The following is a 12,422-nucleotide window of genomic DNA, read 5'->3' as shown; positions in this document are numbered from 1 at the left end:
AAAAAACAGCCCTTATAAATATAAGGACTGTCTATAGCTGTGTATATAAATTTATGCTCTTGATACGTACTTGCCATCCGATGTATTTATTACTAACATATCGCCTTGATTAATAAAGAATGGTACTTGAACCGTATGGCCAGTTTCGAGTGTTGCAGGTTTCGAACCACCACTTGCTGTATCGCCTTTTATACCAGGCTCTGTTTCAGTTACAGTCAACTCAACATTATTTGGTAAGTCAACACCAAGAATTTCACCTTCATAGGTAATTATGTGGACTTCCATATTTTCTTTTATAAACTTTAATTCATATTCAATCTGTTTTGACTGAATTTCAATTTGTTCATATGTTTTTGTATCCATAAATGCATGTGTATCACCTGAAGCATATAAATATTGCATTGTTTTATTTTCTATATGTGCTTTACTGACTTTCTCTCCACCACGGAAAGTTTTTTCCTGAATATTGCCATTACGTAAGTTCCGGAGCTTTGAACGAACAAAAGCAGCACCTTTCCCTGGTTTTACGTGTTGGAACTCCAGTACTTGCCATATATCATTATCAACTTCAATAGTTAAACCGGTTTTAAAATCATTAACTGAAATCATTCTATTATTCCTCCCTTTAAATCCTAAAATTATAAAGTAATTAATGCCTTCGATGCAACAGTTAACCGTTCATTCCCAGTCTCTGTTATTATAATATCGTCTTCTATCCGGCAACCGCCAATACCTGGAACATAGATACCAGGCTCCACTGTAACAACCATGCCAGCTTCTAACTTTTTATCTGTACGGAAAGATAATCCTGGTCCTTCATGGACTTCAAGCCCTAAGCCGTGCCCTGTGGAATGTCCGAAATATTCGCCGAAGCCTTTTTCTGTTATATAATCCCGAGTCAGCGCGTCCGCTTCCTTACCAGTAATCCCTGGTTTAATTCCATCCACACCTATTAATTGAGCTTCGAGCACTGTGTCATAAATTTTCCTTAGTTCACTACTAATTTCCCCGACAGCAAATGTTCTGGTAATATCTGAACAGTAGCCTTTGTAAAGTGCGCCGTAATCTATTGTCACGAGCTCCCCATTTTGTATTTCTTTTTCAGAAGCAACGCCATGTGGAAGGGCTGAACGGGAGCCCGATGCAACAATAATATCGAAACTAGAAGATGTTGCTCCCTTTTTCCGCATAAAAAATTCAAGTTCATTTGAAATATCTATTTCTTTAACTCCCGCTTTAATATAGGCTTGAATATGCTCAAATGCCTGATCAGCTATTTCGGCTGCCTTTTTCATTACGGCCAATTCTTCAGGGGTCTTAATTAAGCGCAATTCTTCTACTAAACCACTTACTGGAACCAATTCCGCTTCGATAACTTTCTTGTATGTCTCGTATTGACTGTACGTTACATGATCTTTTTCAAAGCCAAGATGCTTAACATTCATATCCTTCAATTGATCTCTTATTTCCAAGTCAATTAGTTGCTTGTGTTCGACTACCCGAAAACCAGCAGCCTGTTCAACAGCCTGCTCCATGTATCTGAAATCGGTAATAAATCGTGTATCATTTCTGCTGATAATTGCCGCACCAGCTGTCCCGGTAAAATTCGTGATATACCTTCTGTTAATTCCACTTGTTATTAGAATTGCATCCAAATCATTTTCTTCCAGTGCTTTTCTTAGTTTCGTAAGCTTCTCCACTGATTTCATCCCTTTCTCTTTCTAATTTATAACTAATTAGTATTGTAGTAAAAACGGATGTTATCAGTTTATCATAATCCAATTCATTTGAATAACAATACTGATGCAGTTGTAGTTTCAGTTTTCGACTTCGGTTTGTTGTTGTTCTTTTATTTTCGTATCATGATAATCATAGGATATGGAATAACCTATGAATGTACCATACAATATAAATAAGCAGATAGTAGACACAATTGTGTTATTATTCAAATCAGTGAGCAAGGGGACATTTTCAAAAATAGGCTGCAGGACATAAAATATTACTCCCCAGAGTACAACTCCAAAAGCAGCACCTACCCACATCGAATTTATTTTCTTTAACAATCCATAATAAATAAATGCCACCAGAATTGATAGAATTCCGACCAATACTATTGTTACTGTATTTCCTAACCAGCTATTCGTCCAATCTGCAGTTGTCCATGAGCGTAATATAAACGACTTAGGTGAAACCTCGGAGAAATTGAAGTAGTACATGACTATTCCAAAAATACTCCATAGTATTCCACCGATCAGTCCAGTTAGCAACGCTCGTGACAGTAACGACATAGGAACTTCACTATTATTTTGCTCTAATTGTTTGTTATGTTTATTTTGTTTCACAATAGCCACCTCCAACTTGTATTATTACCAATAACTTGAAAACCAATTCTATTCCCTCTTACCATAGAAATGACTTATACTTAAAATGGTGGCAGTTTACAGTACACTTTTTTTGGTAAGAATACATATCAAACGTATATTAATTTCATAACCCAAAAAATACCACAAAAAATTAAAGTTATGACCTGAATATTTTATGCAGGAAAGGAAAGAATCTATAATAGATATAAATTTTAGAAGTTTTTAAAATAGTTTACCCTTTACTAATTATGTAAAAGGATTAATATGTATTTCAGACCACAGTTTAACCAGCTTGCTGAAACCAACTTACACTACATTTAAATGTAGTAAACTAGTTAATAACATTTCCCGTGCCTCGTGATAAACTAAAAGCATTGAAAATGGTGACTTAAAAGTATAAATTAGTGGTATACAATATAGTAAAGTATGTAATAACCTTAATAGCATGAATGAAAGGAGGATGGTCCTGTGAACCGCAGAAGACTCCCCATAGTATTATATATAATTATTGGCTTAGCAGTTATAGGCCTGTTTTCACAATTATTTACTAATACCATAGGCTTTTTAACAAATATAATTGTTATGATAGCGGTAGGTATAGCCATATTTTCTGTTATCTATTTTGTTTTCCTTAAAAATAGAGCTCCTTCTAACGATATGAAAAAATACAAGCAGGCTGTTAAGCAATCCAAATCTAAATATCAACAACATTCGCATTCGGTACCTAGTACTAGTAAATCTATCGTACTGAATAAAAAGAAACCGAAGAAGAAAATAAATAAGCGCGCACCTCATCTGCGCGTAATTGATGGAAATAAAAAAGGAAAAGACCGAGCTACTTTTTGAGTAAACTTGGTCCTTTCTTTTTTTTGGTTCTTTTCTTAATGATTGTTGCTTCTAATGCATTATATTCTTACCATTCAAAATGCTTCCATTTTCTTCAGGGAAGTGGTTTTTACTTTTCGGGGAATTTGAAGCGGTTACTACGGCAAAGAAAATGGCCTTCTTTTTTTATCTTACTTTGGCCAGTGCTTTAGAAAAAGATCAGCACTATTTGTTCCAGCACTAATTAGTTGTTCCTTCTTTTCATTGGAAATGTAAAAATCAGTAGTCCCCATGTCTTCTTCTATAGGGATAAAGATAATATTGTTTTTCTGCGATGTAGAGATATATCTTGCATCATGTGCTTGTTTCATTGTCGAAAAAAGTGCATGAAACATATCGAATGCGTTTCGAATCTGCCGAGGCTGGCTCTTTTCTTCAACTGTAGTACTCAATTTAACTCCCAAAATAGGGCGGTTATTTTTAGTACCCCGGTTCTCAAAAATCCATAACGGAAAATTACTCAACAATCCTCCATCTACAATAACACTTTTATCATTCCCTCTACCTGCTAATTTTTTTGGCATAAAAAAATATGGAAACCCTGCACTCATCCGTACTGCCTTAGCTATAGAAAAATTACCGGGATCTAATCCATAAATTCTTTGTAGGTCATCAGAGATCACAACCAGTTTTCCTAATGATAAATCACTGACAACTACTTTCAGATATCCTTCTTTAAGGTCATTAAAGGTAAATATATTTTTTTTAGCTAGTTGTTGATATAACCAATTTTCTAGCCTTTCTCCTTTATTTATTCCTAATTGGAAGTATAAAAAAAACCACTTACTAAAGGGTATCCAAGTGGTTAACCTTGGTGGATCCAAAAAATACTTTAAGTCTAACTCAGTTAACATATTGCTTATCTCATCATGTCGGTAATCTGCTGCTATAAAAGATGCTACAATAGCTCCAGCAGACGTACCTGCCACTCGTTCCAGCTGCAAGGAGTTTTCCTCGATACTTTTTAGGGCACCGATAAACGCAAATGATTTTACACCACCACCAGAAAATACACCATCAATTTTCATTAGCCCTCTCCTTATGCCTTTTTATATAATTTAAGCAAAAGAGCAGAAAAATAGAACCGAATACAAGCGGGCTTTAATTTAATGTTTTACCTACTGTTTACTACTTGATAAGTTAGTTTATGGGTTATTTATTTTCCTCGTTATTTTCTGTTTCATTCTCCGTATGTAATGACCGTAACTGTTCAATCCGTTCTTCATCTTCTTTAAAATAATTCACTAAATCTCCTATCCGATCAATTGAATTCCAGCTAAGGTGATGTTCTATGCCTTCTACATCATTATAAATTTTGTCTTCATCCACCCCGATGATTTCAAGAAAATTTTCCAGTAATTCATGTCGAAAAACTAATCGTTCCCCAATTTTCTTTCCTTTTGCTGTAAGAATAAATCCCCGGTATTTTTCATAATTTAAATACTTATCTTTATCTAGTTTTTGAACCATTTTAGTTACAGAGGATGGGTGTACAGCTAATGCTTCAGCAATATCAGATACTCTGGCATAGCCTTTTGTGTCAATCAGATTGTAAATTTGTTCTATATAATCTTCCATACTTGGTGTAGGCATAATAACTCCTCATTTCATAGCATAATTTTTTATCCTGGGCAAAAATGTTTCTATATTATGAGGATACAACAAATTATGGTCTTAGACAAGTAACCCAATGTCAAAGACAAAAAGAGGTAACCCCTTTGGTTACCTCTTTTTGCTTCAATAATAAGTCCTTTACGTGTTACAAGCCACACTTTAATTGTGCACTACAGCTTGTACACGTGTTGCAGCCACCAATATCCTGCACCCTTCCCTTCCTGCAGACAGGGCAAGTATCTCCAATTTCTGAACCAATGGTTACATTTGTTTTTTCTAATTCCTGAATAGTGTCCATCAGTACTACTTTTGGTTTTTCTGTATCAATAAATAATTCAGTTTGCTCTCCAAAAGTGTTTTCTTCTGCTTTAAGAGTCAGGACTTGAGAATCCCGGCTGCCGTCTACATAGACAGTTCCGCCTTTAGCCCCACCGTTGTATAATCGTCGGTATACACCCTCTACCTGATCAACTTTATAACCTTTAGGCGCATTAACCGTTTTAGATATGGAACTATCAACCCATCGTTGAATAACGCATTGTGTATCAGCATGTGCTTCAGGTGCTAGTTCCATTGCTGTAATAAACCATTTAGGCAGATTATCATTGTCCTGATCCGGGTTAGCGTCCAGGTATTCTTGGACAATGTCTGCTTTTACTTCAATAAATTTACCAAGTCTTCCGCTTCTGTAGTATGAAAATGAAAAATACGGCTCTAGACCTGTTGATACACCAACCATTGTGCCAGTACTGCCTGTTGGTGCTACAGTCAAAAGGTGTGAATTTCTGATTCCGAATTCTAATACACCCTTACGAATATCCTCAGGCATGTTTTTCATATATCCTGTGTTGATGAATGCTTCCCGTAATGCCATTGTTTCTTCTTCAGTTGCCCCTGTAAGGAAAGGAAAGCTGCCTTTCTCCTTAGCAAGTTGGATAGATTCACGATATGCCGTAGTTGCGATTGTTTCAAAAATCTTATCTACTAACTTATTGCCCTCTTCTGATCCATATTCGGTTTGACAGTAGATTAATAGATCGTGTAATCCCATCACTCCAAGGCCAACACGTCGTTCACCAAGTGCTTGTTTTTTATTTTCTTCTAAAAAGTAAGGTGTTGCATCAATTACATTATCCTGCATTCGAACTCCAGTTTTTACCGTTTTAGTTAACTTTTCAAAATCAACTTTATTAGTAGTCTTATTTGCCATTTCTGCAAGGTTTACAGCAGCCAGGTTGCATACAGAGTAAGGGGCTAATGGTTGCTCTCCACATGGGTTAGTGGCAACTACCTGGTCACCATATGCCTTTGCGTTTGTCATGTCATTCGCATTATCAATAAAGAAAATACCTGGTTCTGCGGAGTAAGTAGCGCAAATATTGATCAGATTCCATAGCTCTTTTGCTTTAATACGTCGATATACACGAACACCATAGCCCATTTCTTCCCATCTTCGCACGTCACCAACTTCATGCCATTTTTCATTATATGCTGCCATTTCTGCCTTCGTATAATTCTCTACATCCGGGAAGCGCAGCTCGTACATTTCATCTTTTTCAATAGCTTCCATAAATTCTTTTGTTAGGCATACCGAGATATTAGCACCGGTTAAAAATTCTGTATCGTGAACGGAGTAAGTTCCTCCATTTAGCAGCTTTTCTTCCGCTTCGCGTATCGCAGCTTGTGTAAAGCCACCAAGTCCTGGCATTTTTTTATAATTCGTGATCCCTTGATAAAGATCAATTTCCGTATCTGTAAATGGTACAAACTTTAGTTTTTCTTTCGCTAAATGTCTTATTTGTTCATCTTCTGTATTTTCAATCAAGTATCTCAGGATTCTTGGGTTTTGCATTTTGGAAATAATAAATTCAATAATATCAGGATGCGAATCCACTAACATAATCATTTGAGCACCACGTCTTGACCCGCCTTGCTCGACCAGGTGCGTTAATTTAGCTATATCATCCAGCCATGAAACAGAGCCCGAAGATTTTCCATTTACTCCCCTAGCGAGTGTATTCCTAGGTCTCAATGTGGAACCGTTCGTACCGACTCCCCCACCTCTGCTCATTATCTCCATCACCTGCTTGCGGTGATCAGAAATTCCTTCTCTGGAATCTTTAATGTAAGGCATTACATAACAATTAAAATATGTAACATCCGTGTCGGCTCCAGCACCATACAATACTCTTCCAGCTGGAATAAAATTCAGGTTTGCCAGCTCCTCGTAAAACGTATTGTACCATTGCTGCTGCTTATCCTCCGTCTGCTCTACGCTCGAAAGTCCCGTAGCATTTCTCTTTGCTATTTGCTCATAAAAAATTTCCAATGGCTTATCAATAACATCCAAACTTCGTTTCACAATACCAGTTGCAGCTTCTTCGTTATCCAGGACAGCAACAAACTCTTCGTCTACCTGTATTTCAGCTTCCTTGCTTGTCCAATCTATTGATTTTACAAATCCTAACCCTCTTGCTGGAAAATTGGGATCCGCTTTTACTGTTAAGACTACAAAGTCACCTTGACTTAATGTCTTTTTTTCTGTGTCCTTGAAAGCATACCGATCCAGCATTACTAACCGGGAGACCCCTCTATGTGTTAGTTTCATATCATCAGTTATTGAATGAACTTGAGAAAACATTTTAATGTCTTCATTTAATGCCTCTACATTAACTTTTCTTCTGTTTTTAACAATTGTCGACATTTTATCGCTCCTTGCTAAGATAATTACATAAGCTATTATCTTATACTTTTGTTAGTATTACAATACCACATTTAATAAAAAATAAACAATATATTGTGCTTTAAAAAATAAACTATACCATATATTGTGATTCAACCGAATAATTTGCAATCTGTCAATATCAGAAACATATGATTTTAACAGCAAAACAACGATAAATAAAGCTTGAAGAAATTTTTTGCTATAAAATCATTTTTTTTATGGTTTGCATTTCATACTAATTTAGTTGCTAGTAACTAATCACAAATAAAACTCAAAAAAAGATATAACTAAGATTATTAGACAAAAATACTTTAAAAAATTATTAAATCAGCCTATAATAGAGAAGGAACAAATGTGATAGATGGGGGAAAAACTATGGAGTTTTTAGTAATAGCGATAGTTTTATTAGTTGCGATTGGTGTATTCCGATATTTTAGACAGCGTAATTATATGAAGACTTTGACAGAAGAACAATTTCGGGAAGGTTATCGGAAAGCACAATTGATCGATGTAAGAGAGCCACAGGAATTTAAAAAAGGACATATTCTGGGAGCCAGAAATATTCCTGTCACACAAATGAAACAAAGATTAATCGAAATGCGCAAGGATAAACCAGTATATCTTTATTGTCAAAGTGGTTCCAGGTCCGCTAGAGCAGCACAACTACTGCATAAAAAAGGATACGAAGATATTAATCAATTAAAAGGCGGTTTTAAAAAGTGGAGTGGCAAAATTAAATAACTTCCGCTTTAAAATAGTACAAATAAAATGCCTGAGACAGGTTTACCCCCTATCTCAGGCATTTTATTTTATTTATAATATCTTAGTATTGGTTTTCTTGCTGCGGTTGTCTCATCCATTCGTTTGACAATGGTATTATGAGGCGCCTCCTGTACTAACTCAGGATCATTCTTAACCTCTTCTGATATGGAAAGCATTGTGTCAATAAAACCATCTAACGTTTCTTTAGATTCAGTCTCGGTCGGCTCAACCATGAGCGCTTCTTCCACATTTAGCGGGAAGTAAATTGTTGGCGGGTGATACCCGTAATCGAGTAAGCGTTTCGCAATATCCAACGTGCGAACACCTAATTTTTTCTGTTTTTTCCCTGAAATTACAAACTCATGTTTACAATGCTGCGAGTAAGGTAAATCAAATTCACTTTCCAACTTACGCATCATATAATTAGCATTTAAAACGGCATACTCACTTACTTTCTTAAGCCCTTCTGCACCCATCGTACGAATATAGGTATATGCACGAAGATTAATACCAAAGTTACCGTAATATGGCTTTACTCGCCCGATGGATTGTGGTCGGTCGTATTCGAACACATATAAATCATCCTTTTTAACTAGCATAGGTTTAGGCAAATAAGGTTCTAATTCTTTGGACACCCCAACAGGTCCAGAACCTGGTCCACCGCCACCATGTGGACCGGTAAATGTCTTATGAAGATTTAAATGGACAGCGTCAAAGCCCATATCGCCAGGTCTTGTATACCCCATTATGGCATTTAAATTAGCACCGTCATAATACAATTTACCTCCGGCACCATGTACAATTTTGGCCATTTCCATGATTTCCGTTTCGAATAATCCCAGTGTATTTGGGTTTGTCAGCATAAGTGCCGCAGTATCTTTACCTACAACTCTTTTCAAATCTTCTAAATCAACTAGACCTTTTTCATTCGACTTTACTGTAACTGCTTCGAAACCGGCGACGGTTGCTGATGCTGGATTCGTTCCGTGTGCAGAATCAGGTACAATAACTTTTGTACGCTCGACATCTCCATTTGCTTCATGAAAAGCGCGTATCATCATTAAAGCAGTCCATTCCCCGTGAGCGCCCGCTGCAGGCTGTAAAGATACCTCGTACATACCAGTAATTTCCCGTAAGGAAGTTTGTAAATCATACATCATTTCCAAAGCCCCTTGAACACTCTTGGGATCCTGGTACGGATGTATGTGGCTAAAGCCGTCCAGACGTGCAACATCTTCATTCATCTTCGGGTTGTATTTCATCGTACAGGAGCCTAAAGGGTAGAACCCTGAATCTACACCATAATTTCTATTCGAAAGACCTGTGTAGTGTCTCATAATCTCCAGTTCACTAACTTCCGGCAAATCTGGTGCAGTTTTACGAATATACGCCTCTTGTAATTCATCATCAAGATTAATTTCTGGTACATCTAATTCTGGTAGGCTATAGCTTGTTCTTCCTTCTTTACTGCGTTCAAAAATTAATGAAAAATCTTTATTAGCCATGGATATCCCCCAATTCTTTAACAAAAGCATCAATTTCTTCTTTTGAACGAATTTCTGTTACTGCAACTAACATATGCCCCTTAAGTTCCGGGTAATAATGTTCTAAATCATACCCACCGATGATACCTTTTTCCAATAGTCTTTCGTTAATTTCAGAAACTGATTTTGACAGATTTACTACAATTTCATTAAAGAAAACACCTTCAAAAACAACGGGTAAATTTGCCTCTTCCAGTTTTTTCTTGGCATAACGTGCTTTTTGCATGTTTAAGGCTGCCATCTTCTTTAAACCATGCTTTCCTATAGAAGTCATTGCAACCGAACTTGCTAAGGCGTTCAAGGCTTGGTTTGAACAAATGTTTGAAGTTGCCTTATCTCTTCGTATATGTTGTTCTCTTGCTTGTAAAGTCAATACAAACCCACGGACTCCATCTTCATCCTTTGTTTGCCCGACAAGACGCCCTGGTACTTTTCGCATCAGTTTTTCTGTTGTAGCAAAGTAACCACAGTGGGGTCCACCAAATTGTGCAGGAATACCAAATACCTGCGAATCACCAACAACTATATCAGCACCAAAATCCCCTGGTGGTGTAAGGTAACCTAAAGCTAAAGGGTTACTCGAAACAATAAACATTGTTTTCTTCTGGTTTTTAACTAATGCATTAACCTTATCTAATGCTTCAATTTGTCCAAAAAAGTTAGGATATTGTAATACTACACTTGCAGTATTATCATCTATTTCCTTTTCTAACTGTTCTAAGTCTGTCTGGCCATTCAAATGATCGATTTCCACAATATCCAGGTTTGGCCCTTTTGCATAGGATTCAATAACTGCTCTGGATTCAGGGTGTATAGCTTTAGAGACAAGAATCTTCTTCCTTTTTGTTTGTGCGGCACTTAAATTCACTGCCTCTGCAAGTGAGGTTCCTCCATCATACATGGAAGAGTTAGCGACAGGCATACCCGTTAATTCAGAGATCATTGTTTGAAATTCAAATATTGCTTGAAGCTCCCCCTGCGATATTTCAGGTTGGTAAGGCGTATATGCTGTGTAGAATTCAGACCTTGAAATGACATGATCTACAACAGAGGGTATAAAATGATCATAAACCCCTGCTCCCAAAAATGAGCTGTATTCTTTTAAATTGGCATTTTTATTGGCCATATTCGTAAGCTCTTTCTTTAAATCAGCCTCATTGGCAGGCTTTTTCAGTTGAAGATCTCCTTGAAAACGAATTTCTTTTGGAATATCAGAAAAAAGTTCATTGGTTGACTGAACTCCAATTGTATCAAGCATACTTTTTTTATCGTCATCGGTCATTGGCAAATAACGAAATTCCATACGTAATCCCTCCTTATTTATCTCGCTTGTAAAATGGTGTTTTTACGACAACAGCTTTTAATTTACGTTTCCTCACCTGTACGTCTAGTTCTGTTCCTTCTTGTGCGTACTCACTGTTTACTAGCGCCAGGCCAATATTTTTTTGCAGTGTGGGTGACTGTGTTCCAGAGGTAACTGTACCACATAATTCCCCATCATGATAAACTTCATAGCCCGTTCGGGGAATTCCTTTATCGATCATTTCTATTCCAACTAGCTTTCTCTTTGGATTATTTTCAACTTGTTCTTTTAACACATCTTTACCAATAAAATCAGTCTCTTTGTCTACTTTCACAGCAAATTTCAACCCTGCCTCAATTGGGGTAATATCTTTAGATAGTTCTTGTCCATATAATACTAAATTAGCTTCAAACCGTAGTGTATCTCTTGCTCCAAGACCGATTGGTTCCAGCCCCTTGTCTTTTCCTGCTTCTAAGATTAAATTCCATAACTCTCGGCCACTCGACTTCTCAATATAAATTTCAAATCCATCTTCACCCGTGTAGCCAGTTCGTGAAACTATAGCTGGTGTTGTAAGTGAACCAAGGTAAACTTCACTTTCAAAACGGAAAAAACGAATCTCATTTAAGTTCGTTTCTGTTACGGTTTGCAATATTTCTTCAGAGAGCGGGCCTTGTAATGCTACCTGGGCATATTTATCTGATACATTCTCAATAGTTAACTGTTCCACAGTATAATTATTCTGCTTCACTAACCAATCATAATCCTTTTCAGTGTTAGCTGCATTAACAACCAGTAAATAATCATTCTCTTCCATCATGTAAATAAGAAAGTCATCCACTGCACCGCCATTTTCATAACACATAATTGTATATTGCGCGCGGTTTGGAGTTAGTTTAGAAACATCGTTAGTTACAAGTTTTTGGAGGAAATCCAAACTTTTTGGTCCTTTCACTACGATTTCCCCCATATGAGAGACATCAAATAAACCAGCTTTCGTTCTTGTTGTTACATGTTCATGCTTAATACTTGAAAAGTGTACAGGTAAATCCCAGCCGCCAAAGTCAATTGTTTTCGCACCATACTTTTCATATTCAGGAAATAATGACGTTCTCTTCAACTCATCCATCTTATCTACTCCTTTACTTATTTTTTAATTTTCTAACTATTGAAAAACACAAAAATAGAGATTTCACTGATATTCAGGGAAATCTCTGTCCTTAGAC

At 36.7% G+C, this 12,422-nt stretch carries 11 protein-coding genes; 2 read left to right on the top strand and 9 right to left on the bottom strand.

Annotated features, from left to right (window positions below; genetic code table 11):
- Positions 1–51: 51 nt before the first annotated feature.
- The 3 genes from efp to QGM71_RS02080 form a co-directional block, all read right to left on the bottom strand.
- Positions 52–609: an elongation factor P gene (efp, locus tag QGM71_RS02090; protein ID WP_327605849.1), complete on the bottom strand. Its 558-nt coding sequence runs from the start codon at positions 607–609 to the stop codon at positions 52–54.
- Between the two features lie 29 nt (positions 610–638).
- Complete coding sequence (locus QGM71_RS02085; protein ID WP_327605848.1) at positions 639–1,700, bottom strand: M24 family metallopeptidase; 1,062 nt, start codon at positions 1,698–1,700, stop codon at positions 639–641.
- A 117-nt stretch (positions 1,701–1,817) separates the two neighbouring features.
- A complete protein-coding gene (locus QGM71_RS02080) occupies positions 1,818–2,342 on the bottom strand; it encodes a YqhR family membrane protein (RefSeq protein ID WP_327605847.1) in 525 nt (174 codons plus the stop codon).
- Positions 2,343–2,831: 489 nt separating this feature from the next.
- Here QGM71_RS02080 and QGM71_RS02075 point away from each other — a divergent pair, with 489 nt between their 5' ends.
- Complete coding sequence (locus tag QGM71_RS02075) at positions 2,832–3,209, top strand: SA1362 family protein (RefSeq protein ID WP_327605846.1); 378 nt, start codon at positions 2,832–2,834, stop codon at positions 3,207–3,209.
- Between the two features lie 170 nt (positions 3,210–3,379).
- Here QGM71_RS02075 and QGM71_RS02070 read toward each other — a convergent pair whose 3' ends face one another.
- The 3 genes from QGM71_RS02070 to QGM71_RS02060 form a co-directional block, all read right to left on the bottom strand.
- The gene (locus QGM71_RS02070; RefSeq protein WP_327605845.1) at positions 3,380–4,276 is read right to left on the bottom strand and encodes a patatin-like phospholipase family protein; all 897 of its coding nucleotides are present in this window, start codon (positions 4,274–4,276) and stop codon (positions 3,380–3,382) included.
- 124 nt (positions 4,277–4,400) lie between these two features.
- On the bottom strand, positions 4,401–4,841 hold the full coding sequence (gene mntR / locus QGM71_RS02065) for a transcriptional regulator MntR (protein WP_327605844.1): 441 nt from the start codon (positions 4,839–4,841) through the stop codon (positions 4,401–4,403).
- Positions 4,842–5,007: 166 nt separating this feature from the next.
- Positions 5,008–7,566, bottom strand: coding sequence for a vitamin B12-dependent ribonucleotide reductase (locus QGM71_RS02060; RefSeq protein WP_327605843.1), 2,559 nt, complete (start codon positions 7,564–7,566; stop codon positions 5,008–5,010).
- Positions 7,567–7,962: 396 nt separating this feature from the next.
- On the opposite strand from QGM71_RS02060, the gene QGM71_RS02055 reads away from it, so the two are divergent.
- Positions 7,963–8,328 carry a rhodanese-like domain-containing protein gene (locus QGM71_RS02055; protein ID WP_327605842.1) on the top strand — a complete coding sequence of 122 codons (366 nt, stop codon included), beginning with the start codon at positions 7,963–7,965 and terminating at the stop codon, positions 8,326–8,328.
- Between the two features lie 68 nt (positions 8,329–8,396).
- Here QGM71_RS02055 and gcvPB read toward each other — a convergent pair whose 3' ends face one another.
- From gcvPB to gcvT, 3 genes are read right to left on the bottom strand one after another with little or no spacing between them, the layout of a single operon-like run.
- A complete protein-coding gene (gene gcvPB / locus QGM71_RS02050) occupies positions 8,397–9,854 on the bottom strand; it encodes an aminomethyl-transferring glycine dehydrogenase subunit GcvPB (protein WP_327605841.1) in 1,458 nt (485 codons plus the stop codon).
- A complete protein-coding gene (gene gcvPA, locus QGM71_RS02045; protein ID WP_327605840.1) occupies positions 9,847–11,196 on the bottom strand; it encodes an aminomethyl-transferring glycine dehydrogenase subunit GcvPA in 1,350 nt (449 codons plus the stop codon). Before gcvPA ends, gcvPB begins: the two co-directional genes overlap by 8 nt.
- Before the next feature lie 13 nt (positions 11,197–11,209).
- Positions 11,210–12,325 carry a glycine cleavage system aminomethyltransferase GcvT gene (gcvT, locus tag QGM71_RS02040; RefSeq protein ID WP_327605839.1) on the bottom strand — a complete coding sequence of 372 codons (1,116 nt, stop codon included), beginning with the start codon at positions 12,323–12,325 and terminating at the stop codon, positions 11,210–11,212.
- Positions 12,326–12,422 lie beyond the last annotated feature (97 nt).

Source organism: Virgibacillus tibetensis (assembly GCF_036026595.1).
Lineage (GTDB): Bacteria > Bacillota > Bacilli > Bacillales > Amphibacillaceae > Virgibacillus_P > Virgibacillus_P tibetensis.
This window is presented reverse-complemented; position numbering and strand designations above follow the sequence as displayed.